This is a genomic window from Streptomyces yaizuensis (assembly GCF_034961445.1).
GTDB classification, from domain to species: Bacteria; Actinomycetota; Actinomycetes; order Streptomycetales; family Streptomycetaceae; genus Streptomyces; species Streptomyces yaizuensis.
Genome location: NZ_BSBI01000003.1, coordinates 560,944 through 587,572, shown reverse-complemented (window position 1 = coordinate 587,572; position 26,629 = coordinate 560,944). Strand labels below are relative to the sequence as shown.

The window sequence follows — 26,629 nt, the reverse complement described above, 5'->3', positions numbered from 1 at the left end:
GGGTCCAGGATGCGCGGACAGTACGCGTCAGCCGGTCGGCAGCAGCCTCAGGACGGTGTCGCGGGCGCGGGTCCGGTGGGTGGTCATCAGCCGGTGGAGGGTACGGGAGGCGAGGGCGACGCGCTGGGCGGAGCGGCGGCGGGTCCGGTCGTAGGCGCGCAGGGCGGCGGCCGGGTCGCGCGTGCCGCGGGCCGCGACGGCGCCGGTCAGGGCCTCGGCGTCGAGGAGCGCCGTGCAGGCGCCCTGGCCCAGGTTGGGCGTCATGGCATGGGCGGCGTCGCCGACCAGGGCGATCCGGCCGCCCCGGACGAACGAGGGCAGCGCGGGCGCCAGGTGGCGCATGTCGTACCTGATCCAGTCGGACGGGTCGCTCCCCGCGAGGATGCGGGGGACGGGATCCGGCCATGTCGCAAAGCAGGCCCGCAACTCCTCGGCGGTGACGGCGTCGGGCACGGTGGCGTACCAGTTGGTGCGGCCGTGCTCCACCGGGGTCATCCCGAAGAAGCGGCCGTCCCCCCAGATCTCGCCGTGGTCCCGGGGGCCGGTGGCGAGGTCGGCGATGCCGATCCAGGCGGTGGTCCCCACCCGGCGGGGACGGCTCCGCCCACCGAAGTGGGCCGCGCGCACGGCGCTGCCGATGCCGTCCGCGCCGACGATCAGGTCGCTGCCGGCGCCTGCCTCCGTCCCGGAGACCGCGTGGCCGAAGGCGAGGGACACATCGCCGAAGCGGTCCAGCTCGGCGAGGAGCGCGTCGACGAGGTACGGCCGGGAGATCAGCAGCTCCGGCCGGCCGGCCCGGCGCTCGATCCGCTCCAGGGGGAGCCGGGCCAGCTCCCGGCCGGCGGAGCTGCGGATCCGCGCGTGCCGGTAGGGGACGGCCCGCTCCCGCAGCGCGGCGGCGAGCCCGGGGCCGAGACGTTCCAGCGCCGACTGGGCGGCGGGGTGGACACCGAGGGCGGTGCCGTACCGCTCGGGCTCCGCGCGGCGCTCCAGGATCTCCACCGACCAGCCCGCGCGGCGCAGTCCGATCGCCGTCGCCAGTCCCGCGATGCCCGCTCCCACGACGGTCGCCCTGCCATTCATGGCGTTCCCCTTCCCGCAGTGCTTCCCGAACCCTCGACCACCACACCTGTGGTACCACGGTCGCGGTAGTCTCACACCGATCACACCGATCACGCCGGGTATCACAGCGGGTATCAGGGCGGGGATCAGGGCGGTCGGCGCGAGAAGTGGCGACACGTCACGACAGCGGAGGGAGTCCGGGTGAATCCGGCACGGCGGAACCGGCTGCGGGAAGCGGCCATCGTGGTGCTGGCGGACGCCGGCGGGCGGGGGCTGACGCACCGGGCCGTCGACCTGGTCGCCGACGTGCCGCCCGGGACCGCCAAGAACTACTTCCCGACGCGGGACGCGCTGTTGCGGGCCGCCGCCGAGCGGTGCGTCGAGAACTACCAGGAGCTGGCGGCCCGGATGGCGGCGGCCGTGCCGGTGGACGGCGGCCGCGAGGACCTGGTCACCCTGGTACGGGGGCTGTTGGCGAACGCCGCCGGGCCCGGCCGTCCCCGCCTCCTCGCCTACCGGGAACTCCAGGCGGAGGCGGGCCGCCGACCCTGGCTCGCGGAGGTGCTGGACCCCATCGCCGCCGCCGACTTCGCCTGGTTCGGCCAGGTCCTGCGGACGGCCGATCCGTCCGTCACACCGGCCCGGGCCACGCTGCTCACCCTGGTGCTGCACGGGGCCCTCACCCATCTGTCGGCCGGCGGGGCCCGCACCCTGGACGCGGCCGGGCTGGACGATCCGGACCGCTTCGCCCGGGAGCTGCTGGCGGTCGCCCTGCCCGGGTGAACCCTGGGGGCCGGTGCGGTCATTCCGGAGCGTAGACCACACGAAATCCTTCGCCGCCATAAAGCGATTCGTAGTCGATCGTGACGGAAAGACGGTGGCGCAGCAGCCGTTCGACGGAGGCATGGACGTGTGCGTCGTAGTGCGGGAGGGACAACAGGAATTCGCTCGTGGGCATCCGTCCCGGCTCCCCCCGGGGCAGGGCTTCGGCCCCGTAATCTGACGGTATGACCACCACCGATCACCGCACCGGCCCTGCTGTCAGAGTCGTCCTCGCCGACGACGAGGCCATGATCCGGGCGGGGGTGTGCGCGATCCTGGCCGCCGAACCGGGTATCGAGGTCGTCGCCGAGGCGGCGGACGGGCGCGAGGCCGTGGAACTGACCCTCCGCCACCGCCCGGACGTGGTGCTGCTGGACATCCGGATGCCCCGCCTCGACGGGCTGCGGGCCGCCTCGGAGCTGCGCCGGGTGGCACCGGACACGGCGGTCGTCATGCTGACGACGTTCTCGGAGGACGAGTACATCGCCCGCGCGCTCGACTCGGGCGCCAGCGGATTCCTGCTCAAGGCGGGGGACCCCCGCGAGCTGATCGCCGGGGTCAGGGCGGTGGCCGACGGGGCCGCCTGTCTCTCGCCCGAGGTGGCCCGGCGCGTGATCACGCGTCTCGGCGACGGCCGACTCTCGCGCGCCACGGAGGCCCGGCGGGCACTGGAACCGCTCACCGGGCGGGAGCGCGAGGTGGTCGCGCTGGTCGCGGACGGGCTCTCCAACGCGGAGATCGCACACCGGCTCCACGTGGTGGAAGGGACGGTCAAAGCACACGTCAGCGCCGTACTGGCCCGGCTCGGGCTGCGCAACAGGGTCCAGCTCGCGATCCTCGCGTACGAGGCGGACACGGCCCCGCGCCCGTAGCGGCCGCCCTCCCGCGTACGCCACAGGAGGTGACTTTCCGGCCACCGCAGGCCGGCCGGAAACCCTCGGAGCACCCGACAGCGACCACCGCGACCACCGCCGCGCCGCACCCGCGACAAGCCCGGCGAGCGGGAGCCCACTGCCGGCAGGCGGCCGCGGCATGGGGTCTCCAGCGCGCGGACCGGAGCGACCCCAGCAACCAGAAGCGGCCGCAAGTAACCGAAGGCGGCCGGAAACGGTCCCACCGGCCGGACAGCCACCGCGCCGGGCATCGCGGCACCGCCCCCGCGCCGGGGCGGGACTTTCGTCGGGGGACCCGGAAGGCAGGCGTCCGGCACAGTGGGGGCCATGCGCCGAGAACGGACCCGCGACACCCTCGCCGACCTCGCACTCTGGGTGCTGCTCTGCTGCCCCGTCCTGCTCCGGGCCGGTGCGGACGGCGGCGGCCCGGTGGCGACCGGGACCGGGATCGTCCTGCTCGGGGTCGCCGTGCTGGTGGGCCGGCGGCTGCCCCTGCCGGCGCTGGGGATCGTCGTCGCCCTCTCCGCCCTGGAGCACCCGCAGCTGATCAGCCCGGAGTACGCCCCGGCGCTGCCCGTCTTCGGCGCCCTCGCGGGCCGCCGCTCCCCCCGCGCCCGGCCCGCGCTGCTCACCTTCGCCGGGCTCGCCGCCGCCGGGCCGGCGCTGCTGTTCGCCACGGGCGGGGAGCTGTGGTCGTGGCCCGGTCAGCTCGCGGCGGTGTTCTTCGCCGTCGTCGTCCCCTGGCTGGTGGGCCGGTACGCGCGCCAGTACGCGGAACTCGTCCGCACCGGCTGGGAGCTGGCCGACCGGATGGAGCGCGAGCAGCGGGCCGTGGCCGACCGGGAGCGGATACGGGAGCGGTCCCGGATCGCCGGGGACATGCACGACTCGCTGGGCCACGATCTCTCGCTGCTCGCGGTGCGGGCCGCCGCGCTGGAGGTGGACCGGGCCCTCGGCGAGGAGCAGCGGGCGGCGGCCGGGGAGCTGCGGAAGGCCGCCGCCGACGCCACCGCCCGGCTGCGGGACATCGTCGGGGTGCTCCGGGCCGACGACGAGCCCGCGCCGACCGTGCCCGCCGGGGAGACGGTCCGCGCGCTGGTCGAACGGGCCCGGGACGCCGGGGTCGACGTCACCCTCCACGAAAACCACGAAGACCACGAAGAGGCGACGGCGACGGCGGCATCGGCGGAGACGACAGCGGCGGTGCCGGAGATGACGGACCGTGCCGTGCACCGGGTCGTCCAGGAGGCCGTGACCAACGCGGCCCGGCACGCGCCCGGTGCCGCCGTCGCCGTCTCCGTCGTACGGGAGCCGGACGCGGTCCGGGTGACGGTGGAGAACGGCCCGCCCGCGCGGCCCCCGGGCCCGCCCGGCGGCGGCACCGGCCTGGTCGGTCTGGGCGAGCGGGTCCGGCTGGCGGGCGGGAGCATCGGGCACGGCCCGTGCCCCGGCGGCGGGTTCACCGTGACCGCCCGGCTGCCGACCGCCACCACCGGCCACGGAGCCGGAGCCACGCCCGAAGCCGGTGCCGGAGCCGGCACGAAGGCCGGCACAGAGGCGGGGCCGGAGGCAGCGGCCCCCGTCACCACCACCTCCGCTCGGGAGCTGGACCGCGCCCGCCGCCGCGTACGGCGCGGGCTGTGGCAGGCGCTCGCCGCCCCGGCGGTGGCCCTCGTCGTCCTCGGCGTGGTGTTCTTCTTCGTCGACCAGCACATCCGCGCCCGCAGCCTGCTGGAACGGGAGCGGTACGACCTGATCCGCGTCGGGGACACCCACGAGGACGCCCGGACCCGGCTGCCCGAACACCCCCTGGAGTCCCGGCCCGCCGGGGTGGACCCCGAGCCCGCCGGCGCGGGGCGGTGCGCGTACTACCGGGTCCACCAGTACAGCGACGACAGTGCCTACCGGCTCTGCTTCAAGGACGGCCGGCTGGCGTCCAAGGCCGTGGTCAGCGACGTCGACAACGAAGAGGACAGACCCTGACCCCGTCCGCCTATCACCGCGCCGACCGGTGATAGTGATCACGCCGCAACCGGCCCGCGCACGCCTCACGTCAGCCACCAGTACGGGGGTGTCACAGACGCCTCTCCCTGCACCGCTGTCCCTGCTGTTCGGCCATGGGTCCGTCCGGACCCGGCACCCGCACTGAGGAGTACGTCATGACGTCACAGCGATCCATCCTGGGGTGCGCCCTGGTGGCGGCGGCCGCCACCGCCGCCCTGCTCACCCCGACGGCGGCGGCCTCCCCCGCCACCACGCCCGGCACCGGCACCGGCACCAGCACCGGCACCTCGTCCGTGCCCGCCGCGCTGCCCGGGGACTTCGACGGCAACGGCTTCCGCGACATCGCCGTCGCCGCGCCGTCCGCCCAGGTGGGCCAGGCGAGACAGGCGGGCGCGATCACGGTCCTCTACGGCTCGCAGAGCGGCGCGGTCACCGCACGGAAGCAGACCTTCCACCAGGACTCGCCCGGCATACCCGGCGACGCCGAGGAAGGCGACCGCTTCGGCACCACCCTCACCACCGGCGACCTGGACGGGGACGGTTACACCGATCTGGTCGTCGGCGCCCCCGGCGAGGACTACTTCCCGCCCGCCGACCACAACCAGGGCATGCTCACCGTCCTCTGGGGCGGCGGCCAGGGCCTGACCGGCGAGGCGGGCGCGGTGGACGGAGCGTTCATCGAGTCCCGGTTCGGGGACCAGCTGGTGGCCGGGGACTTCGACAGCGACGGGGACACGGACCTCGTCGTCAACAACGCCCGCAACGGCCTGCGGATGTACTCCGGCCCCTTCCTCCGCGACGGCACCCCGGCCGGCATGAACCTCCTCAGCGGCGGTGGCCAGTACACCTCGTGGCTCGAACTCGCCGCCGGTGACCTCAACGGGGACGGCAGGACGGACCTCGTCGCCGCCGACCACCACACGCAGGGCAACAGCCGGTCCGTCTTCTACTGGCTGGGCCGGCAGGGGCGCTTCCAGTCGCCCTCCGCGCTGATCGACGGCTGGGGCAACCACGTCCTCGGCGGTGACGAGGTGGCCGTCGGCGACGTCGACAACGACGGCAGGGACGAGATCCTGATCGGGCGGTCCCGGGAGACCCTCGGGGACCTGCCCGTGCCGCCCGGCGCCCTCGGCGGCAGGATCACCGTCGCCCCGGGCTCCGCGCAGGGGCCCCGCGGCGACCTGGCCCACCACATCCACCAGGACACGGCCGGCGTGCCCGGCACCTCGGAGGCGGGCGACGGCTTCGGCAGCGGGCTCGCGGTCGCCGACCTCGACGGCGACGGGTACGAGGACGTCACGGCGGGCGTCCCGGGCGAGGACCTGCCCGGCGTCGCCGGTCTCGACCAGGGCGCGGTGGTCACCCTGTGGGGCGGCGCGGGCGGTCTGACCGGGACCGGGGCGTTGTCCTTCAACCAGAACACCGCCGGGGTGCCCGGCGCCGCCGAGGAGGGCGACGCCTTCGGCCGCACCACCGGGCCGGTCGACACCGACGGGGACGGGAAGGCCGAGCTGTTCACCGGGGCGCCCGGGGAGAACCTGAAGGCCGGCGCGGTCTGGGCCTTCGACGGCACCGCCACCGGCCCGGCCGCCCAGGGCTCGGTCTCCTTCGGCCCGCACACCGTGGGCATCCACCCCGACGCCGCCGAGTTCGGCTCCGCCTTCAACGACTGAGCACGACTGAGCACGATCGACCCGGGTCCGGTCCGGCGGGGCGCGCCGGACCGGACCACCTCACCCCTGCGCCGCCACCGCCCGCGCGTCCGGCAGCGCCACCAGGCCCGGATCGGTGTGCGACGCCAGCAGCGGATGGGACGGCAGCACCCGCACGGTGTAGCCGAACGGCCCGGTCCGGTCCGGGGTGAGCGTGCCCTCGTACACCCAGCGGCCCGCCAGGTCGCCGCCGCCCACCGGCTTCAGCGGCGAGAGGCGGGCATCGGCGATGGCGTCGTCCGCGTCGACCCGGCCCGCCACCGCCTGCACCTCGACGTCGTCCGGGCCGAGCCCGCCGAGGGCCACCCACGCCCGTACGGTCAGCGCCGTCCCCAGCTCGGCCCGGCGGCCGCCGCCGTTCCCCGCCACGGAAGCGGCGGCTCCCTCCGGAACCGAAACCGGAACCGAGACCTCCGGGGCGCTGTCCGCCGTCTCCGTGCTGTCCACCGTCTCCGTGCTGTCCACCGTCTCCGCGTGGTCGACCGTCTCCACATGGTCGACCGCCACCCCCGCCCACTCCGCCGCCACCCGCGCCTTCCAGGCCGCCAGCGCCCGCGCGGTCTCCGGGTCCAGCACCCGGTGGGCGCGGGCGGCGGGCGCATACAGCCTCTCCACGTACTCCCGGACCATCCGTCCCGCGACCACCTTCGGCCCCAGCGTCGCCATGGTCCGGCGGACCATCTCGATCCACCGCCGGGGCAGCCCGTCCGGTCCCCGCTCGTAGAACCGCGGCGCCACCCGGTTCTCGATCAGGTCGTAGAGCGCCGTCGCCTCCAGGTCGTCCCGGCGCTCCTCGTGGGCGGTGGAGCCGTCGGCGGTGGGGATCGCCCAGCCGAAGTCCGGTTCGTACCACTCGTCCCACCAGCCGTCGAGGACGGAGAGGTTGAGCCCGCCGTTCAGCGCGGCCTTCATCCCGCTGGTGCCGCACGCCTCCAGCGGCCGGAGCGGGTTGTTCAGCCAGACGTCGCAGCCGGGGTAGAGCTTCTGGGCCAGCCCGATCCCGTAGTCGGGGAGGAAGACGATCCGGTGCCGCACCCGGGCGTCGTCGGCGAACCGCACCAGCTCCTGGATGAGCCGCTTGCCGCCGTCGTCGGCGGGGTGCGCCTTGCCCGCGACCACGATCTGCACCGGACGGGAGGGGTGGAGCAGCAGTTCCCGCAGCCGGTCGCGGTCGCGCAGCATCAGCGTCAGCCGTTTGTACGAGGGGACGCGGCGCGCGAAGCCGATGGTGAGGACGTCCGGGTCGAGGACCTGGTCCACCCAGCCCAGCTCGGCCGCGCCCGCGCCGCGCTGCCGCCAGGAGGCCCGCAGCCGGGCCCGTACCTCCGTCACCAGCCGTTCGCGCAGGGTGCGGCGGAGTTCCCAGACCTCGGCGTCGGGGATGTCCACCACCGCCTGCCACAGCGCGCAGCCGCCGACGCTGAGGGCTTCCTCGGCGCGGTGGGCGCCGATCCGGCGGACCGCGAGCCGGCGCACCTCGGGGGCGATCCAGGTGGGGGCGTGGACACCGTTGGTGATGGAGGTGATCGGCATCTCGTCGGGGTCGAACCCGGGCCAGAGCCCGGCGAACATGTCCCGGCTGACCGCGCCGTGCAGGGTGGAGACGCCGTTGGCGCGCTGGGCCAGCCGCAGCCCCATCACGGCCATGTTGAACAGGCGGGGGTCGCCACCGGGGTAGGTCTCGGTGCCGAGGGCGAGGATCTTGTCGACGGGGACGGAGGGCAGTTCGGCGTCGGCGCCGAAGTGGCGGGCGACCAGGTCGCGGTCGAAGCGGTCGATCCCGGCGGGGACGGGGGTGTGGGTGGTGAAGACGGTCCCGGCGCGGACGGCCTCCAGCGCGGCGTCGAAGTCCAGGACCGCGCCGGGGCCGGGAGCGCCTTCCGGTCCCGGGGACCCCGCACCCGCCCCCTGCCCCAGCTCCCGGATCCGCTCCAGGCCGAGGAACCCGGCGTGCCCCTCGTTGGTGTGGAACACCTCGGGCGCCGGGTGGCCGGTGATCCGGCAGTACGCGCGGACCGCCCGGACCCCGCCGATGCCGAGCAGCATCTCCTGGAGCAGCCGGTGCTCGCTGCCGCCGCCGTACAGCCGGTCGGTGACCTCGCGTTCGCCGCGTTCGTTGTCCTCCGTGTCCGAGTCGAGCATCAGCAGCGGTACGCGGCCGACCCGGGCGAGGTGGATCCGCGCGTGCAGCGAGCGCCCGGCGGGCAGGGCGAGGGTCACCCGGGCGGGGGTGCCGTCCGGTTCGCGCAGCAGGGTGACGGGGAGTTCGCCGGGGTCCAGCACCGGATAGTGCTCCAGCTGCCAGCCGTCGGGCGAGAGCGACTGGCGGAAGTAGCCGTGCCGGTAGAGCAGCCCGACCCCGATCAGCGGCACGCCGAGGTCGCTGGCGGCCTTGAGGTGGTCCCCGGCGAGGATGCCGAGGCCGCCGGAGTACTGGGGCAGCGCGGCGGTGACCCCGAACTCGGGCGAGAAGTAGGCGACGGCGGCGGGCAGCGGGCCGCCCCCGGGACCCTGGGGGTCCTGTCGCTGGTACCAGCGGGGGCCGTGCAGATAGTCGTCCAGGTCGGCGGAGGCCGCGCCGAGCCGCCGCAGGAAGGCGCGGTCCCGGGCGAGTTCGGCCAGCCGCGCCGCGGACACGGAACCGAGCAGCCGCACGGGGTCGGCCCCGGCCGCCCGCCAGCCGCCGGGGTCGACGGAGCGGAAGAGGTCGCGGGTCTCGGTATGCCAGGACCAGCGCAGATTACGGGCCAGCTCGCCGAGCGGGCGGAGCGGTCCGGGCAGGACGGGGCGGACGGTGAACCGACGAATGGCCTTCACGGGATCCACCTTCGCAGGGGAGGCAGCCCAACCAGGGGACGCACGGCGGTGCGTCGCCCCGTCGCCGGAGCGGGGCCGGGCCCGCCGCCGTGCCCGCCGCCCTGCCGACAACCGGGTGCCGACCCTCCGGCCCCGTACCCCGTACACGCCGAAAGGGGTCGGTCCACCCGGGTGAACGCGTTCCACGGCCCGGCGCCGAGCCCTCCGGCCACCGGCCGAACAGCTACAAATAGGCACATACAAGTCATCACGTACCACTAACACACGTAGCAAGACCACACGAGCACACGCGACAAGAGCACACGTACCGCCAGCACACGCACCACCAGCACGTCAACGCACCGCCAGCACACGCACCACCACCACCAGCACGTCAACGCACCACCAGCACGTCAACGCACCCAGGCCCCGCACCCCGCAGAGGCCGGCACCCGCAGAGGCCGGCAGCACGCTCCTGGCCTCATCCGCCCGCACAGCCCCCAGGTGAGCCCATGATCGGTCGTATCCCCGTCCTGGACGTCCGTCCGCGCGTCGAGTCAGGACGGCGGCCCGCGAAAGCCGTCGTCGGAGAGAGCTTCCAGGTCAGCGCCACCGTCTTCGGTGAGGGCCAGGAGGTCGTCGGCGCCAATGTCACCCTGCGGGACCCCGCCGGGCGCCCCGGCCCCTGGACGCCGATGCGGGAGCTGTCCCCCGGCTCCGACCGCTGGGGCGCGGAGGTCACCCCCGACACCGAGGGCCGCTGGAGCTTCGCCGTCGAGGCGTGGAGCGACCCGGTGGCCGGCTGGCTGCGGCAGGCCCGGATCAAGGTCCCCGCCGGGATCGGGACCGCGCTGGTGCTCGCGGAGGGCGCCGAACTGTACGCCCGCGCGGCCGAACACGTGCCCAAGCGGGACGGCCGCGAGGCGGTGCTCGCGGTGGTGGACGCGCTGCGCGACCGGGGCCGGCCGCCCGCGGCGAGGCTCGCCGCGGCGCTCGCCCCGGACGTCACCGCCGTGCTCGCCCGCCATCCGCTGCGCGAGCGGGTCACGCTCTCCCGTCCGCTGCCGCTGCTCGTGGAGCGCAAGCGGGCGCTGTACGGGTCGTGGTACGAGCTGTTCCCGCGCTCCGAGGGGGCGCGGCTCACCCGGGGGCGCCCCCCGGTCTCCGGCACGCTGCGCACCGCCGCCCGCCGGCTGCCCGCCGTCGCCGCGATGGGTTTCGACGTGGTCTATCTGCCGCCGGTGCACCCCATCGGCACCACCCACCGCAAGGGTCCCGGCAACTCCCTCTCCCCCGGCCCGCACGACGTGGGGGTGCCCTGGGCGATCGGCTCGCCCGACGGCGGCCATGACGCGCTCCACCCGGACCTCGGCACCCTGGAGGACTTCGACCACTTCGTGGCGGTGGCCCGCGCGCTGCGGCTGGAGGTCGCGCTCGACTTCGCCTTCCAGTGCTCCCCGGACCACCCCTGGGTGCGCGAGCACCCCGAGTGGTTCCGCCGGCGGCCGGACGGTTCGATCGCGTACGCCGAGAACCCGCCCAAGAAGTACCAGGACATCCATCCGATCTGCTTCGACCGTGATCCGGAGGGGCTGGTCCGGGAGGCCGTACGGGTGCTGCGGCACTGGATGGCGCACGGGGTGCGGATCTTCCGGGTGGACAATCCGCACACCAAGCCGCTCGGCTTCTGGGAGGCCGTGCTGTCGGAGGTCGCCCGCAGGGACCCGGACGTGGTCTTCCTGGCGGAGGCGTTCACCCGGCCGGCGATGATGCGCGCCCTGGCGGAGATCGGCTTCCAGCAGTCGTACACCTACTTCACCTGGCGGACCACCAAGCAGGAGCTGACGGAGTACCTGACCGAGCTGGCGGGCCCGTCCGCGGCCGCCATGCGGCCCAATCTCTTCGTCAACACCCCCGACATCCTGCCCGCCCACCTCCAGCACGGCGGCCGGGCCGCCTTCGAGCTGCGGGCGGTGCTGGCCGCGACCCTGTCGCCCAGCTGGGGGATGTACGCGGGGTACGAGCTGTGCGAGAACACGCCGGCGCGGGAGGGCTCGGAGGAGTACCTGCGCTCCGAGAAGTACGAGCTGCGCCCGCGCGACTGGGCGTCCGCCGGGCGCACGGGCCGCACGATCGCGCCCCTGATCACCGCGCTCAACCGGATCCGGCGCCGCAACCCCGCCCTCCACCAGCTGCGGAACCTCTCGTTCCATCACACGGACAACGACAACGTCATCGCCTACGCGAAACGATCCGCCGGCAACACGGTCATCGTGGTGGTCAACCTCGACCCCCACCACACCCAGGAGGCCACGGTCTCGTTGGACATGCCGCGGCTCGGCCTCGCCTGGCACGAGCCCGCTCCGGTGTGCGATCAGCTCACCGGCGAGTCCTACCACTGGGGCAGAGCCTTCTATGTGCGCCTGGAGCCGGGCCGCACGCCCGCGCACATCGCGGTTCTGCGACCGTCCCCGCCGATCGGAGGGTCACCCACATCATGATCATCAATGAGCCCGTCCACGACCTGTTCGAGGACACTCCCGCCAAGGACCGCGATCCCGACTGGTTCAAGCGGGCCGTCTTCTACGAAGTCCTCGTCCGGTCCTTCCAGGACAGCAACGGGGACGGCGTGGGCGACCTGAGGGGCCTCACCGCCAAACTGGACTACCTCCAGTGGCTCGGCGTCGACTGCCTCTGGCTGCCGCCATTCTTCAAGTCACCGCTGCGCGACGGCGGTTACGACGTCTCCGACTACACCTCCGTCCTCCCGGAATTCGGCGACCTGGCCGACTTCGTGGAGTTCGTGGACGCCGCCCACCAGCGCGGCATGCGTGTGATCATCGACTTCGTCATGAACCACACGAGCGACCAGCACGAGTGGTTCCAGCAGTCCCGCAGCGACCCCGAGGGCCCGTACGGCGACTACTACGTCTGGGCGGACAACGACAAGCAGTTCCAGGACGCCCGGGTCATCTTCGTCGACACCGAGACCTCCAACTGGACCTTCGACCCGCTGCGCAAGCAGTACTACTGGCACCGCTTCTTCTCCCACCAGCCCGATCTCAACTACGAGAACCCGGCGGTGCAGGAGGAGATCATCTCGGCCCTGCGGTTCTGGCTGGACCTGGGGATCGACGGCTTCCGGCTGGACGCCGTGCCCTACCTCTACCAGGAGGAGGGCACCAACTGCGAGAACCTGCCCGCGACCCACACCTTCCTCAAGCGGGTCCGCCGGGAGATCGACGCGCACTACCCCGACACGGTGCTGCTCGCCGAGGCCAACCAGTGGCCCGAGGACGTCGTCGACTACTTCGGCGACTTCCGGGCCGGCGGCGACGAGTGCCACATGGCGTTCCACTTCCCCGTGATGCCCCGGATCTTCATGGCGGTGCGGCGGGAGTCCCGCCACCCGGTCTCGGAGATCCTGGCGAAGACCCCGGCGATCCCCGAGAACTGCCAGTGGGGCGTCTTCCTGCGCAACCACGACGAGCTGACCCTGGAGATGGTCACCGACGAGGAGCGCGACTACATGTACGCGGAGTACGCCAAGGACCCGAGGATGCGGGCCAACATCGGCATCCGCAGACGGCTGGCGCCCCTCCTCGACAACGACCGCCACCAGATCGAGCTGTTCACGGCGCTGCTGCTGTCGCTGCCCGGCTCGCCGATCCTCTACTACGGGGACGAGATCGGCATGGGCGACAACATCTGGCTGGGCGACCGGGACGCCGTCCGCACCCCCATGCAGTGGACCCCCGACCGGAACGCGGGCTTCTCCTCCTGCGACCCGGGGCGGCTGTACCTGCCGGTCATCATGGACCCGGTCCACGGCTACCAGGTCGCCAATGTCGAGGCCTCGATGACGAGCCCGTCGTCGCTGCTGCACTGGACCCGGCGGCTGATCGAGGTGCGCAAACAGAACTCCGCCTTCGGCCTCGGCGGCTACACCGAGCTGCCGTCGTCCAACCCGGCGGTGCTCGCCTTCACCCGGGAGCACGGGGACGACCTGGTGCTGTGCGTGCACAACTTCTCCCGCTTCGCCCAGCCGACGGAGCTGGATCTGCGGGAGTTCAGCGGCCGCCGCCCGGTCGAGCTGATCGGCGGGGTGCGGTTCCCCGCCATCGGGCAGTGGCCGTATCTGCTCACCCTCGCCGGGCACGGCTTCTACTGGTTCCGGCTGCGGAACGACCCGAGGGACGCGGCGGCACTCTGAGCACCGCCACCGGCTGACCGGGTACGGGTAAGGGGCCGGGCCGCCCGGCCGGCCCCGCACCCGGCCGCACTCCTCCCGCGGGGCGGTTTCCACCGCCCCGCACCGGGCACCGGGCCCTTTCCCCCGCGCGCCGCCGGACACTCCACCCCATGATCCGGGACACTCTGCGCATTGGCGTATATACAGGGCAAATGGGGAACAGTGCGGACGGGGAAAGGACGCGATCCATGTCGGAGGCTGCCTCCACCCGGGCTCCCGTCGGTCTCCTCCCCTCCCTCGCCCCCCTCCTCTGTTCCTGGCTGCCCCTCCAGCGCTGGTTCGCCGGAAAGGGACGGCCCGTCACCGGCTTCTCCCTGGTCTCCGCGACCGAACTGCTGCCCGTGGCCGCCAGGACCGGCCCCGGCCTGCTCCATCTGCTGCTCGGCGTCGACCACCGGCCCCACCCCACCGCCGGGAACGCGCCCGACTGCTACCAGCTCTTCCTGGGGATCCGCCGGGCACTGCCGCCGCACCTCGCCCCCGCCCTCGTCGGCCGCCCCACCGGCGGACCCCTCGCCGGGCTCACCGTCTACGAGGGCCTGCACGACCCCCGGCTCGCCGACCTGATCCTCCAGCGGCTGCGCACCCCCGGCTCCCACGGCCCGCTCCGCTTCGAGCACCCGGGCCCCCGGCCCGCCCTGCCCGCCCTGGCCGGCCCGCTGCCCGCCCGGCCGCTGGGCGCGGAGCAGTCCAACTCCTCCCTCGTCTACGGGGACACCTACATCCTCAAGTGCTTCCGCCGCGTCCAGCCGGGGCCCAACCCCGACCTGGAACTGTCGCTGGCCCTGGCCCGCGCCGGCTGCGCCCGGGTCCCGGCACCCCTCGCCTGGTACGGGTCCACCGGCCCCCGCCCGTACACCCTCGGCGTGCTCCAGCCCTATCTGCGCGGCTCCCGCGACGGCTGGCGGCTCGCCCTGGCGGCCCTGGCCGCCGGGGCCCCCTTCACCGACGAGGCCCGCGCGCTCGGCCGGGTCACCGCCGAGGTGCACACCGCGCTCGCCGGGGAGCTGCCCACCGCGCGGCTCGCCGGGCCGGGCACCGAACGGCTCGCGGACGGGATGCGGCGGCGGCTCGACCAGGCGGCCCGGCAGGTGCCCGCGCTGCTGCCGTACGTGCCCCGGCTGCGGGCCGCGTTCGACGCGATCGCCGAGCTGGGACGGCGGGGGCGCGGCTGGCGGGCCCAGCGGGTGCACGGGGACCTCCACCTCGGGCAGGCACTGCGGGACGGGACCGGGACCCCGGGCCACTGGTCGGTCATCGACTTCGAGGGCGAGCCCGCCCGGCCGCTGCGCGAGCGCCGCAGGCCCGAGCCCACCGTCCGGGACATCGCCGGGATGCTCCGCTCCTTCGACTACGCCGCCCGCACCCACCGGCCCTGGAACCCCGGCTGGGCGGAGCGCTGCCGAGCCGCCTACTGCGAGGGGTACGCGGACGCCGCCGGCGCCGACCCGCGCTCCGAGCCCGAGCTGCTGCGCGCGTACGAGACGGACAAGGCCGTGTACGAGGTCGTCTACGAGTCCCGGCACCGGCCCGACTGGCTGCCCGTGCCGATGGCGGCCATCGAGCGGCTCGCCGCCGCGCCGATCTGACCCCGCCCCGCCCCCGCCCCGAGGAGAACCGTTCCGGTGACCGTCCGACCGCCGTCCCGTCCCCGTGGCCGCCAGCCGGCCCCGACCACCGCTCCCGCCGGGCGCCCCGGGCCCGTACCCCCGTCCGTGTCCCCCGCCGCGCCTCCCGCAGCGCCTCCCGGGCCCGTACCGGAACCGCCCGCCGCCGGGCAGCCGCGTACGGCCCGCGTACCGGAGCAGCCACCCGCCGCCCCGGACGGCCCCGGGCCCGAGGAGCCGGCCACCGCCGCCCTGCCCGCGCCGCCGCTCGCGCCCGAGGACCGCGACCGGCTGCTGACCGGCCGCCACCACGACCCCCACGCCCTGCTCGGCGCCCGGCCCGCCGCCGGCGGGGTGCTGGTGCGGGCCCTGCGCCCGCACGCCCGCGCCGTGACCGTGCTCGCCGGGGCAGCGCGGTTCAAGCTCGCCGACGACGGCGACGGCCTGTTCTCCGGGGTGCTGCCGCTCACCGCGATCCCCGCGTACCGGCTGCTCGTCGGCTACGACGGCGGCGGCCAGGGGCCGGTGGAGCACGAGACCCACGACCCGTACCGCTTCCTGCCCGCCCTGGGCGAACTCGATCTGCATCTGATCCGCGAGGGCCGCCACGAGGAGCTGTGGCGGGCCCTCGGCGCCCGGGTCACCACCCAGGAGCAGGTCACCGGCGTCCGCTTCACGCTCTGGGCCCCCAACGCCCTCGGGGTCCGCGTCACCGGCGACTTCTGCCACTGGGACCGCACCGTCCACCCGATGCGCTCGCTGGGCGCGTCGGGGGTGTGGGAGCTGTTCGTCCCCGGCGTCGGCGCCGGGGCCCTGTACAAGTTCCTGATCACCGGGCCCGACGGCGCGACCACCCTGCGCGCCGACCCGATGGCCCGCGGGACCGAGACGCCCCCGGCGACCGCGTCCGTGGTGACCGAGTCGCACCACCGCTGGCGGGACGCCGCCTGGATGGCCCGCCGGGGCGAGCGGCCGGTGCACGAGGCCCCCTTCTCCGTGTACGAGATCCACCTGCCGTCCTGGCGGCCGGGGCTGAGCTATCGCGAGCTGGCCGATCAGCTGCCCGCGTACGTCCGCGACCTGGGCTTCACCCATGTGGAACTGATGCCGGTGGCGGAGCACCCGTTCGGCGGCTCCTGGGGCTACCAGGTCACCGGCTTCTACGCCCCGACGGCCCGGATGGGCACCCCCGACGACTTCCGGTATCTGATCGACGCCCTGCACCGGGAGGGCATCGGCGTGATCCTGGACTGGGTGGCCGCGCACTTCCCGCGCGACGACTGGGCGCTCGCCGGCTTCGACGGCACCCCGCTGTACGAGCCCGCCGACCGCTCCCGGGCCGAGCACCCCGACTGGGGCACCCTGGAGTTCGACTACGGCCGGGCGGAGGTGCGCAACTTCCTCGTCGCCAACGCCGTGTACTGGTGCGAGGAGTTCCATATCGACGGCCTGCGGGTGGACGCGGTCGCCTCGATGCTCTACCTGGACTACTCCCGCGAGCACGGCGGCTGGAGTCCCAACGAGCACGGCGGCCGGGAGAACCTGGACGCGGTGGCCTTCCTCCAGGAGATGAACGCCACCGTCTACCGGCGCTGCCCCGGCGTGGTGACGATCGCCGAGGAGTCCACCGCCTGGGACGGGGTCACCCGGGCCACCCACCATGTCGGCGCCGGCGGCTTCGGCGGCCTCGGCTTCGGGCTGAAGTGGAACATGGGGTGGATGCACGACTCGCTGGGCTACATCTCCCACGAGCCGGTGCACCGCAAGTACCACCACCACGAGATGACCTTCTCGATGGTCTACGCGTACAGCGAGAACTACCTCCTGCCGATCTCCCACGACGAGGTCGTCCACGGCAAGGGCTCGCTGGTGGGGCGGATGCCCGGGGACTGGTGGCAGCGGCGGGCCGACCACCGGGCCTATCTGGGGTTCATGTGGGCCCACCCGGGCAAACAGCTGCTCTTCATGGGGCAGGAGTTCGCCCAGGGGGCCGAGTGGTCGCAGGAGCACGGCCCGGACTGGTGGCTGCTGGACCCCTCGTACGCCGCCGAGGCCGACCACCGGGGGGTGCGGCTGCTCGTGCGCGATCTGAACACGGTCTACCGCGCCACCCCGGCGCTGTGGGAACGGGACTGCGCCCCCGAGGGCTTCGCCTGGGTCGACGGCGACGCCGCCGACGACAACGTCTTCGCCTTCCTCCGCTTCGGCGCGGACGGCGCCCCGCTGCTCGCGGTCAGCAACTTCTCCCCGGTGGTGCGGCACGGCTACCGGCTGGGGGTGCCGGGGCCGGCCGCCGGGGTGTGGACGGAGGTACTGAACACGGACGCGGAACGGTACGGGGGCGGCGGGGTCGGGCGGCCGGGCCCGCTGGCGGCCGAGGCGGTGCCCGCGCACGGCCGGGGCGTCTCCCTGGAGGTGACGCTGCCCCCGCTGGCGACGGTGTGGCTGCGCCCGGAATGAGTGCGGTGGTTTCCGTACCGGCGGACGTTCAGCGCAGGGCGGCGGGCAGCTCCTCCCGGTGGACGAGGCCGAGGCGCTGGGTCGCCCGGGTCAGCGCCACATAGAGGTCGTTCACGGCGAACAGCGCGGGCTCGACCACGATCACGGAGTCAAATTCGAGCCCCTTGGCCTGCCGGGGGTCGATCAGGACCACCGGGCGGGTGAGGTCGAGGGGGGCCGCGAACTCGCTCAGCTCGCCGTGGAGTTCGCGGGGCGCGATGACGGCGAGCCGGCCGTCGCCGGACCTCTCGCGCGCCACGGCGGCCCGGACGGCGGCGGCCAGATCCCCGCCGTCGCCCGCGCGTACCGTCCACGGCTCCACACCGGTCGAGCGGACGGAGCGCGGCGGCACGAAGCCGGGGTCGGCGGCCCGGCGCACGGCGGCGGCCCGCTCCATGATCTCGGCGGGGGTGCGGTAGTTGACACCGAGGCGGGTGTGGCGCCAGCGGCCCTCGGCATAGGGGGCGAGGATCCGCTCCCAGGAGCCGACACCGGCCGGGTCGCCGGTCTGGGCGGGGTCGCCGACCAGGGTCATGGAGCGGCTGGGGCAGCGGCGCATCAGCAGCCGCCAGGCCATCGCGGACAGCTCCTGGGCCTCGTCCACGATGATGTGCCCGAAGGCCCAGGTGCGGTCGGCGGCGGCCCGTTCGGCGGCGCTGCGGTGGTCGGCCTCCTCGTGCCGTTCGGCCATGCGTTCGGCGTCGATGATGTCGTGGGCGGCGAGGATCTCGGACTCCTCGCCCTCGAACTCGTAGGTCTCCGAGCCCTGGGAGAGGTCGAGGACGCCCTGCGCGTAGGCGATCCGGCGCAGCCGGCGGCCCTCGGCGGCGGCGCGTTCGGCGGTGTCGTCCGTGCCGAGGAGTTCGGCGGCCTCGTCCAGGAGGGGGACGTCGGCGGGGGTCCAGGGCCCGGCCGTGCGCCGGATGAGGGCGGCCTCGGGCTCGGGGAGCTGCCGCTCGGGGGCGGCGAGGAAGTCGGCGACCAGCCGCTCGGGGGTCAGCTCGGGCCACAGTCCACCGATGGCGGCGTGGACGTCGGCGCTGGTGGCGATCTCCTTGCCGAGCTGGGCGATGTCGTCGGGGCCGAGGAGATTGGGCCCGCCGAAGGGGTCGGCGCCGAGGCGGTCGGCGAGCTGGGCGGTGAGCGCGTCGACGATCCGGAAGACGAAGTGGGGGCGGGCGAGGTTGTGCGGCAGTCCGGTGGCGCGGGCGCGGTCCCGGGCCTCGTACGCCATCTCGCGGTGCAGCCAGAGCGGGCCGTAGGTGCCGTGGTCGATCTCCAGGGCGGGTTCGGGTACGGCGCCCTCGCCCTCGAAGTCCCGCGCGGGCAGGGTCTCGGGGAGCGTCTGCCGGTCCTGGACGGCGCGGGCCAGTGCGTCCGCCATCCCGGCGCGGCCCTTGACCTCGGCGGCGGCGGGGGTGTCGGTCCCGGTGGCCCGTACGCCGGGGAACAGCTCGGCCGGGGTCGCCAGCAGGACGCCGGTCTCACCGAGGGAGGGCAGCACCTCGCCGATGTAGCCGAGGAAGGCGGGGTTGGGGCCGACGATCAGGACCGCGCGGCGGGCCAGCTGCTCGCGGTGGGCGTACAGGAGGTAGGCGGCCCGGTGCAGGGCGACGGCGGTCTTGCCGGTGCCGGGGCCGCCCTCCACGACGAGGACGCCCTCGCGCGGGGCGCGGATGATCCGGTCCTGTTCGGCCTGGATGGTGCGGACGATGTCGGTCATCCGGCCGGTGCGGGCGGCGCCGAGGGCGGCGAGGAGCACGGCGTCGCCGCCGGGGTCCTCGTGGCCGGTGCGGGTGGGGTCGGCGAGGTCCAGCGGCTCGTCGTGGAGCGCGGTGACGGTGCGGCCCCGGGTGGTGAGGTGCCGGCGGCGGCGCAGCCCCATGGGCTCGTACCCGGTGGCGAGGTAGAAGGGGCGGGCGACGGGGGCGCGCCAGTCGATGAGGAGCGGGGTGCGTTCGGCGTCGTCGGCGCGGATCCCGGCGCGGCCGATGTGGTGGGTGGTGCCGTCGCGCAGGTCGAGGCGGCCGAAGCAGAGCCCGGCGTCGACGGCTTCCAGGGCGGCGCGGTGGGCGCTGCGCTCGGCGACGGCCACATCGCGCTCGACCCGGGCCTGGTGGCCCGGGCCGCTGGGGCGGACGGCGAGCGTGAGGGCGCGCCCGGCCTCCTCGCGGAGGGTGTCGAGACGGGCGTAGACGGCGGAGAGGAATTCCTGCTCCTCCTGCAATTCCGTCATGGGCCGCACAGAATCATTTGACAATTCGACTCCCACCGCGATATGGTGTCCTCAATGGATGTGCTGCATTTGCGAATTGGCAAACACAGTAAATATCCACTTTACGCGAGGAAGCCCCCCGGCCGTCCATGGGATCGGGGCTTTTTTCTGTCCGGGCGGGGTTCTCCGCACGGCCGGGCGCTCCCGGCCCGGCCCCACGTCCCCGGCCTTCCCTCACCAGGCGGGCGCGGCCCCCGGCCGGCCCGCGCGTGACCGGGCCGCCGCCGCCACCCGGTCGAAGGTCTCCAGGAGTCGCGCCCGGCGCTCCTCCTTGAACCCGGGCGCCGGGTCGAGCCCGTCGACGGACCGCTCCCACACCGCCATGAACGCCTGCTTCCAGGCCTCCACGACCTGGGGTTGGGGGAGTTCGGCCCCGGCGTGGCCCTGGGCGGCGATGAGATACAGCAGCTCCAGATTGCAGGGGACGGCCACGCCCCAGTACTCGTCGGCCTCCAGCTCGACGGGGTCACCGGCCATGGCCTGCGCGACCTCGGTGACCAGGCGCGCGGTGACGATCGAGAGATGATCGGCGGCCGTGTCACTCTCGAAGTTCCCACTGCCCCAGGTGCCCATGCGGCTCCCTCCACCACGTGTGCCGGTCCGTGACGCCGTTTGTACCAGGGACCACCGACATATGCCGGTGGCCTTGGGGGATCCGCCGGATTTCCGACCGGGACGGGCACGGAGAGGGACGGGGGACACGCGACCGGAAGGGGTGGGGGAAAACCGCCGCGCCCGCCCTCCGCCGGGGGGAAGTAGCGGAGGACGGGCGCGGCACACGCCGTGACCACAGGGGCCGCACGGGGAGGGCGCGGAAGGCCCGTATGCGGAGGGAAGCACACCCCGTGGTCACGGGGTTCCGGGTCGTTCTTCGGCTCAGACCTTCTCCAGGTCCGGTCCCTTGCCCGGGGCGGGGACGTCGGCGGGGGCGTCGGCCGCCGGGGCCCCGTGCCCGTCGTCGTCCAGCAGGGTCTTCTCGTCGAACGGGATCCGCCCGGCCAGCACCTCGCGGGCCCGCTCCTTGTCGAACTCCTTCGTCCAGGTGCCCACGAGCACCGTCGCCACGGCGTTGCCCGCGAAGTTGGTCATCGCCCGCGCCTCGCTCATGAAGCGGTCGATGCCGACGATCAGGCCCACGCCGTCGACCAGCTCGGGCTTGTGTGACTGGAGGCCGCCCGCGAGGGTCGCCAGACCGGCACCGGTGACCCCGGCCGCGCCCTTCGACGCGATGACCATGAAAACGAGGAGCGAGATCTGCTCGGAGGCGCTGAGCGGGTCGCCCATCGCGTTGGCGATGAAGAGCGAGGCCATCGTCAGATAGATGGCGGTGCCGTCCAGGTTGAAGGAGTAGCCGGTCGGGACGGTGATACCGACGACGGGCTTGCTGACGCCCATGTGCTCCATCTTCGCGATGAGGCGCGGCAGCGCGGACTCCGACGACGAGGTGGAGAGGATCAGCAGGAACTCCCGGCCCAGGTACTTCAGCAGCGGGAACAGCCCGATGCCGGTGACCAGGCGCATCAGCCCGCCGAGGACCACGAAGACGAAGAGCGCGCAGGTGATGTAGAAGCCGATCATGATCACGGCGAGCGACTTCAGCGCGTCGATACCGGTCTCGCCGACCACGGCCGCGATCGCGCCGAACGCGCCGATCGGGGCCACCCACATGATCATCGCCAGGATGCGGAAGACCAGCCGCTGGATGTGGCCGATGCCGCGCAGGATCGGCTCGCCGGCCTTGCCCATCGCCTGGAGCGCGAAGCCGGCCATCAGCGCCACCAGCAGAGTCTGGAGCACCTTGCCCTCGGTGAAGGCCGAGACCATCGTGGTCGGGATCATGCCCAGCAGGAAGTCCACGGTGGACTCACCGCCGGCCCCCTCGGCGGCCTTGTCGCCCGCCGCCTTCGCCGACTCGGAGATCGTGAGCCCGGCGCCCGGCTCGATCAGATTGCCGACGAGCAGACCGATCGCGAGCGCCGCGGTCGACATCACCACGAAGTAGCCCAGCGCGAGCCCGCCGACCGCGCCCACCTTGGCCGCGTTGCGCACCGACCCGATACCGAGCACGATCGTGCAGAAGATGACCGGCGAGATCATCATCTTGATGAGGTTGACGAACCCCGTGCCGATGGGCTTCAGCTCGACGGCGACTCCCGGCGCCGCGAAGCCCACTGCGATACCGAGCACCACCGCCGCGATCACGGCGATGTACAGATAGTGCGTACGGTCCCTTCTGCCTGCCTCAGCAGCCACGGGGTTCCTCCTTGAAACGTTCCACAACAAAAGACCAGGCGTCAGCCGGATTTCCGTGACTATCCACCACGCTGTGACCCCGGTCACCCTTACGTGCGTTTCGTTCATACGAAATCCGGCAGGCAGACTGTGGGCCATGCGTATACCCCGACCCCGCAGCCTGGCGGGACAGCTCTTCGCGATGCAGGTCGTCCTGGTCGCCGCGATCGTGTCGGGGTGCGCCTACTTCACCTACGCGACCGACCGGGAGCAGGCCGAGGAGACCGCCCGGCTCCAGTCCACGGCCACCGCGGCCGCCGTCGCCCGCTCCCCCTCCGTGGTGGCCGCCGCCCGCTCCGCCGACCCCAGCGCCCGGCTCCAGCCCTACGCCGAAGGGGTACGGCGGGCCGCCGGCGTCGACTTCGTCGTCGTGATGGCCCCCGACGGCACCCGCTGGACCCACCCCGAACCCACCGAGATCGGGCGGAAATACCTCGGCCACATCGACCAGGCACGCGCCGGCCGCACCCACAGCGAGAAACACCTCGGCGTCCTCGGCCCCTCCGTCCGCACCGTCGTCCCCGTCCACGCGGCAGACGGCCGGATCGTCGCCCTGGTCAGCGCCGGGATCACCATCCGGGAGATCGGCGAACAGGCCCGCAAGCAGCTGGCCGCGCTGCTCGTCTTCTCCGGCGGCACGCTCACCGCCGGCGGAATCGGGACCTACGTGATCAACGTACGGCTGCGCCGGCACACCAAGGGCATGAACGCCGCCCAGCTGAGCCGGATGCACGACTACCACGAGGCCGCGCTGCACGCCGTCCGCGAAGGACTGCTGATGCTCGACGGGCGGCGCCGCATCGCCCTCGTCAACGACGGCGCCCGCGAACTCCTCGGCCTCCGCGACGACGCGGTCGGCAGCCCCGTCGACACCCTGGGGCTGCCACCGTCGCTCACCGGCGCGCTCCTGGCGTCCGAGCCCCGCGTGGACGAGGTCCACCTCACCGCCGACCGGGTCGTCGTCGTCAACACCAGCCCCGTCGTCGGCGGCGAACGGCGCGGCACCGTCGTCACCCTGCGCGACCACACCGAGCTTCAGGCGCTCTCCGGAGAACTCGACTCCGAACGCGGCTTCAGCCAGGCCCTGCGCTCCCAGGCCCACGAGGCCGCCAACCGGCTGCACACCGTCGTCTCCCTCATCGAACTCGGCCGGGTCCCCGAAGCGGTCGACTTCGCCACGGCCGAACTGGAACTCGCCCAAGTACTGACCGACCAGGTAGTCGGCGCGGTCGGCGAACCCGTGCTCGCCGCGCTGCTCCTCGGCAAGGCCGCCCAGGCCAACGAACGCGGCGTCGAACTCGTCCTCGCCGAGGACAGCCTCATCGACGACGGCGTCCTGCCGCCGACACTGCCGGCCCGCGACCTGGTGACGATCCTCGGCAACCTCCTCGACAACGCCGTCGACGCCGCGTCCCGTCCCCTCACGGGCGACGACGACCGGCCACGCCCGGCCCGCCCCCGCGTCACCGTGACCGCACGCGTCGAACCCGGCACCGCCGAACTGCTGCTCCAGGTCCACGACACCGGCGCCGGCATCGACCCGGCCCGCGCCGACGAGGTCTTCCGCCGGGGCTTCTCCACCCACGGCTCGCACAGGAGCCTCGGACTCGCCCTCGTCCGCCAGGCCGTCCACCGGGGCGGCGGCACGATCGTCCTCGCCACCGGCCCCGACGGCGGCGCCGAATTCACCGTACGGCTGCCACTGCGGACGGAGGTCCCCGCATGAGCACGATTCATGTCCTCGTCATCGAGGACGACCCGGTCGCCGCCGACGCCCACGCGCTCTACGTGGGCCGGGTACCGGGCTTCACCGTCGCCGGAGTGGCGCACTCCCGCGCGCAGGCGGTACGGGCCCTGGAACGCACCCGCGTCGACCTCCTCCTCCTCGACCTCTACCTCCCCGACGGCCACGGCCTCCAACTCGTCCGCTCCCTGCGGGCCGCCGGGCACAACGCGGACGTCATCGCCGTGACCTCCGCGCGTGATCTCGCGATCGTGCGCGAAGGAGTCTCCCTCGGGGTCGTCCAGTACGTCCTGAAACCCTTCACCTTCGCCACCCTGCGCGACCGCCTCGGCCGGTACGCCGAATTCCGCGCGGCGGCGGGCGAGGCCAGCGGCCAGGACGAGGTCGACCGCGCCCTCGCCGCCCTCCGCGCCCCCCAGGGCGGCGCCCTCCCCAAGGGCCTCAGCGGCCCGACCCTCGAATCGGTCACCCGCTCCCTGCGGGACGCCCCTACGGGCCTGACGGCGGCGGAGGCGGGCGCGGTCGTCGGCATCTCCCGCATCACGGCCCGCCGCTACCTGGAACACCTGGTGTCGGAGGGGCGGGCGGCCCGCAGCCCGCAGTACGGGCAGATCGGGCGGCCGGAGTTGCAGTACCGGTGGTTGCCGTCGGCTCGCGCGTGATTCTGTGCGGGTCTGTGTTTCTGCACCCGGGGCGGGGTGCGGGTCCGTCCTCAAGCTCCCCCAGACTTCGTCCGGGGGTGCCCCCAGGGGCTTGTTTTGCTCGGGTGGTCGTCGGGGGCCAGCCCCCGAACCTCCGCGCCTCAAGCGCCGGCGGGGCTGGTTTTTGTGCGGGTCGGCCCGGCCTCGGGTGGTGGTGCGGGTTGGCGGGGCCTCCGGGCTCACCTCCTCGGGGTCGGCGAGCGTACTCACCAGGTTGAGTGCGGGGCGGGCTCCGCCGATCCCCTGCGGGGGCGACCCTGCACCCCCGCCCGCGGACCACGCGAAGGTGGCCGGTACCCCCGCCGGGGGGAAGAAGGGTGCGGGACCCCGTACCGACACGGGCCGGGCAGGGTGGCCCCGGTCGCCTGTGCAGGGGGGGATCAAGGGGCGACCGACTGCTGTCGAACGCCAGCGTGCCCACCGCGAGAGCACTGCTCATGTCATTCGTTGTGTTCACGATTCAGAAAACCGGGCGGCAGTGCCGGTACCGTGGAAGACGCAGCACGGCGTAAAGCCCGTAAACGATCGCTTCCACACTGGGCGTTGAACATCTGTGGCGACCCGGGAACCGAACACACGTCTGGCGCTCCTGCACCGAGAAGCAGGGTGGACCAACAGCCAATTCGCCATGGCAGTCAATCGCATCGGAACTGAGCGCGGCACTCCGACCAGATACCAGCACCCGTCCGTGAGCCAGTGGATCGGCGGGCTCCTGCCCAAAGAGGAGACACGGCCTCTCATTCTTGAGGCGCTGACGCGGAGACTGAAACGCCCCATCACGGCTGACAACGCCGGTTTCCCGCCCGCTGTCGACACGGATTCACCCGGCACCACGGCAGGGATCATCGACCTCGGGAGCAAGGACATGCCCCCTCCCGGCGCGGAATCACGAATGCGACCCTTTTCTCCGTCGCTCTCACTATCCCGAACTGGCAGGACATTGTCGGGCGCATGGAAAAGGTTCAGCAGGGGTCGACAGTCCGCATAGGGCAATCCGACGTAAACTCGGTGATCGCTATGACCGAGCGATTTTCCGAACTGGACGACCAATTCGGCGGACGGTACGCCTGGCCGTCGGCCGCGGCATTTCTCGTCAATATCGTTGCACCGTATCTGAAGGCAGAAGCAACGGAAGCAGTGCGCAAATCCATGATGGCAGCCGCATCCGACCTCTACTATCTCGCCGGATACATGGCGGTCGACGAGGGCCTGCAAGGGGTGGCGCAGCAGTACTACCTCAGGGCCCTGGAGCTGGCAGGAGCCTCGGAAGATCACCTTACGTACTGCACAACCCTGCGGGGCATGAGCGTTCAAGCCGTGGATCTGGGGCACGGCCAGGCCGCGATGCGCCTCGCGAACGCAGCCGCTGCTGCTTCCCCTCAGGCAGGACCGAGGATGCGAGCGTTCCTGGCAGGCCAGCAGGCGCATGCATCCGCCCAGATCGGCGACCGAGTCGATGCGCTGAAATTCCTCAGGGAAGCCGAAGCGTCCATGGAAAAGGCCGAGTCGAAGTCGAAGACGTTTGGATCGTACAACCCCTCCTCGTTGACGTATCACATCGGCCAGGTCCGATACGAGCTGGGCGACATCAAAGGCTCCATTGCGGCACTGGAAGAATCCGACCGACTGCGCCACAGTTCGTTCCGCAGGAACAGAATTCGCTACCTCTCGATCCTGGCCGAACGGAAGCTGGAGATCGGACACTTGGAGGCGGCTTGCGAAACATGGGGACAAGTTATCGACATTTACCCCGATGTACAGTCCGGCAAGTGCGACGAGAAAATCTCCACCATGTTTAATCGCATTCGGCCGTATATGAGGAACCAGGCCGCACATGCCCTCCGCGAGCGCGCTCGGGCAGTCGCGCCCTCAAGGCTCCTGGCCTAGGAACAGCCCTTTCCCCCGGCGGGGGTACCGGCCGCCCCGCGCCTGGTCCGTGGGCGGGGGTGCAGGGTCGCCCCCGCAGGGGA

General features: G+C 73.2%; 17 protein-coding genes. 11 read left to right on the top strand and 6 right to left on the bottom strand.

From position 1 onward, the window contains the following. Window positions 1–27: 27 nt before the first annotated feature. The gene (locus SYYSPA8_RS10790) at window positions 28–1,083 is read right to left on the bottom strand and encodes an FAD-dependent oxidoreductase (protein ID WP_323446814.1); all 1,056 of its coding nucleotides are present in this window, start codon (window positions 1,081–1,083) and stop codon (window positions 28–30) included. Window positions 1,084–1,263: 180 nt separating this feature from the next. Here SYYSPA8_RS10790 and SYYSPA8_RS10785 point away from each other — a divergent pair, with 180 nt between their 5' ends. Further along, the gene (locus SYYSPA8_RS10785; RefSeq protein ID WP_323446813.1) at window positions 1,264–1,845 is read left to right on the top strand and encodes a TetR/AcrR family transcriptional regulator; all 582 of its coding nucleotides are present in this window, start codon (window positions 1,264–1,266) and stop codon (window positions 1,843–1,845) included. A gap of 19 nt (window positions 1,846–1,864) precedes the next feature. Here the strand turns inward: SYYSPA8_RS10785 and SYYSPA8_RS10780 are convergent, their stop codons facing one another. After that, window positions 1,865–2,020, bottom strand: coding sequence for a hypothetical protein (locus SYYSPA8_RS10780; RefSeq protein WP_323446812.1), 156 nt, complete (start codon window positions 2,018–2,020; stop codon window positions 1,865–1,867). Window positions 2,021–2,069: 49 nt separating this feature from the next. Between SYYSPA8_RS10780 and SYYSPA8_RS10775 the strand changes: the two genes are divergently transcribed. From SYYSPA8_RS10775 to SYYSPA8_RS10765, 3 genes are all read left to right on the top strand, one after another. Beyond that, complete coding sequence (locus tag SYYSPA8_RS10775; protein WP_323446811.1) at window positions 2,070–2,756, top strand: response regulator transcription factor; 687 nt, start codon at window positions 2,070–2,072, stop codon at window positions 2,754–2,756. 348 nt (window positions 2,757–3,104) lie between these two features. Next, window positions 3,105–4,760 (top strand): sensor histidine kinase, encoded by a 1,656-nt coding sequence (locus SYYSPA8_RS10770; protein WP_323446810.1) that lies wholly within the window; start codon window positions 3,105–3,107, stop codon window positions 4,758–4,760. Between the two features lie 176 nt (window positions 4,761–4,936). Then, entirely contained in the window at window positions 4,937–6,454 is a 1,518-nt protein-coding gene (locus SYYSPA8_RS10765) for an FG-GAP-like repeat-containing protein (protein ID WP_323446809.1), read from the top strand. Window positions 6,455–6,514: 60 nt separating this feature from the next. On the opposite strand, the gene glgP is transcribed toward SYYSPA8_RS10765, so the two are convergent. Next, window positions 6,515–9,310 (bottom strand): alpha-glucan family phosphorylase, encoded by a 2,796-nt coding sequence (glgP, locus tag SYYSPA8_RS10760; protein ID WP_323446808.1) that lies wholly within the window; start codon window positions 9,308–9,310, stop codon window positions 6,515–6,517. A gap of 491 nt (window positions 9,311–9,801) precedes the next feature. Here glgP and SYYSPA8_RS10755 point away from each other — a divergent pair, with 491 nt between their 5' ends. The 4 genes from SYYSPA8_RS10755 to glgB all read left to right on the top strand — a co-directional run bounded on the left by SYYSPA8_RS10755 (window position 9,802) and on the right by glgB (window position 17,608). Continuing rightward, window positions 9,802–11,790 (top strand): alpha-1,4-glucan--maltose-1-phosphate maltosyltransferase, encoded by a 1,989-nt coding sequence (locus tag SYYSPA8_RS10755; protein WP_323446807.1) that lies wholly within the window; start codon window positions 9,802–9,804, stop codon window positions 11,788–11,790. Further along, entirely contained in the window at window positions 11,787–13,502 is a 1,716-nt protein-coding gene (gene treS, locus SYYSPA8_RS10750) for a maltose alpha-D-glucosyltransferase (RefSeq protein WP_323446806.1), read from the top strand. Before SYYSPA8_RS10755 ends, treS begins: the two co-directional genes overlap by 4 nt. A 227-nt stretch (window positions 13,503–13,729) precedes the next feature. Continuing rightward, window positions 13,730–15,130 (top strand): maltokinase N-terminal cap-like domain-containing protein, encoded by a 1,401-nt coding sequence (locus SYYSPA8_RS10745; protein WP_323446805.1) that lies wholly within the window; start codon window positions 13,730–13,732, stop codon window positions 15,128–15,130. A 270-nt stretch (window positions 15,131–15,400) separates the two neighbouring features. Continuing rightward, on the top strand, window positions 15,401–17,608 hold the full coding sequence (gene glgB, locus SYYSPA8_RS10740; protein ID WP_323446928.1) for a 1,4-alpha-glucan branching enzyme: 2,208 nt from the start codon (window positions 15,401–15,403) through the stop codon (window positions 17,606–17,608). Window positions 17,609–17,636: 28 nt separating this feature from the next. On the opposite strand, the gene SYYSPA8_RS10735 is transcribed toward glgB, so the two are convergent. From SYYSPA8_RS10735 to SYYSPA8_RS10725, 3 genes are all read right to left on the bottom strand, one after another. Continuing rightward, window positions 17,637–19,874, bottom strand: coding sequence for a HelD family protein (locus SYYSPA8_RS10735; RefSeq protein ID WP_407705973.1), 2,238 nt, complete (start codon window positions 19,872–19,874; stop codon window positions 17,637–17,639). A 222-nt stretch (window positions 19,875–20,096) separates the two neighbouring features. Further along, window positions 20,097–20,495, bottom strand: a complete 399-nt coding sequence (locus SYYSPA8_RS10730) for a DUF4259 domain-containing protein (protein WP_323446803.1) — start codon at window positions 20,493–20,495, stop codon at window positions 20,097–20,099. Between the two features lie 303 nt (window positions 20,496–20,798). Then, complete coding sequence (locus tag SYYSPA8_RS10725) at window positions 20,799–22,175, bottom strand: cation:dicarboxylate symporter family transporter (RefSeq protein ID WP_323446802.1); 1,377 nt, start codon at window positions 22,173–22,175, stop codon at window positions 20,799–20,801. Between the two features lie 136 nt (window positions 22,176–22,311). Between SYYSPA8_RS10725 and SYYSPA8_RS10720 the strand changes: the two genes are divergently transcribed. The 3 genes from SYYSPA8_RS10720 (at window position 22,312) to SYYSPA8_RS10710 (ending at window position 26,546) form a co-directional block, all read left to right on the top strand. After that, window positions 22,312–23,940, top strand: a complete 1,629-nt coding sequence (locus SYYSPA8_RS10720) for a sensor histidine kinase (RefSeq protein WP_323446801.1) — start codon at window positions 22,312–22,314, stop codon at window positions 23,938–23,940. Next, window positions 23,937–24,620 carry a response regulator gene (locus SYYSPA8_RS10715; protein ID WP_323446800.1) on the top strand — a complete coding sequence of 228 codons (684 nt, stop codon included), beginning with the start codon at window positions 23,937–23,939 and terminating at the stop codon, window positions 24,618–24,620. Before SYYSPA8_RS10720 ends, SYYSPA8_RS10715 begins: the two co-directional genes overlap by 4 nt. 990 nt (window positions 24,621–25,610) lie before the next feature. Continuing rightward, window positions 25,611–26,546: a transcriptional regulator gene (locus SYYSPA8_RS10710; RefSeq protein WP_323446799.1), complete on the top strand. Its 936-nt coding sequence runs from the start codon at window positions 25,611–25,613 to the stop codon at window positions 26,544–26,546. Window positions 26,547–26,629: the final 83 nt, after the last annotated feature.

Coding starts and splice junctions, on each gene's coding strand:
- SYYSPA8_RS10755 (WP_323446807.1), top strand. CDS start 9,802: ATGATCGGTCGTATCCCCGTCCTGGACGTCCGTCCGCGCGTCGAGTCA.
- treS (WP_323446806.1), top strand. CDS start 11,787: ATGATCATCAATGAGCCCGTCCACGACCTGTTCGAGGACACTCCCGCC.
- SYYSPA8_RS10780 (WP_323446812.1), bottom strand. CDS start 2,020: ATGCCCACGAGCGAATTCCTGTTGTCCCTCCCGCACTACGACGCACAC.
- SYYSPA8_RS10720 (WP_323446801.1), top strand. CDS start 22,312: ATGCGTATACCCCGACCCCGCAGCCTGGCGGGACAGCTCTTCGCGATG.
- SYYSPA8_RS10715 (WP_323446800.1), top strand. CDS start 23,937: ATGAGCACGATTCATGTCCTCGTCATCGAGGACGACCCGGTCGCCGCC.
- SYYSPA8_RS10710 (WP_323446799.1), top strand. CDS start 25,611: ATGGAAAAGGTTCAGCAGGGGTCGACAGTCCGCATAGGGCAATCCGAC.
- SYYSPA8_RS10745 (WP_323446805.1), top strand. CDS start 13,730: ATGTCGGAGGCTGCCTCCACCCGGGCTCCCGTCGGTCTCCTCCCCTCC.
- SYYSPA8_RS10790 (WP_323446814.1), bottom strand. CDS start 1,083: ATGAATGGCAGGGCGACCGTCGTGGGAGCGGGCATCGCGGGACTGGCG.
- SYYSPA8_RS10730 (WP_323446803.1), bottom strand. CDS start 20,495: ATGGGCACCTGGGGCAGTGGGAACTTCGAGAGTGACACGGCCGCCGAT.
- SYYSPA8_RS10775 (WP_323446811.1), top strand. CDS start 2,070: ATGACCACCACCGATCACCGCACCGGCCCTGCTGTCAGAGTCGTCCTC.
- SYYSPA8_RS10765 (WP_323446809.1), top strand. CDS start 4,937: ATGACGTCACAGCGATCCATCCTGGGGTGCGCCCTGGTGGCGGCGGCC.
- SYYSPA8_RS10770 (WP_323446810.1), top strand. CDS start 3,105: ATGCGCCGAGAACGGACCCGCGACACCCTCGCCGACCTCGCACTCTGG.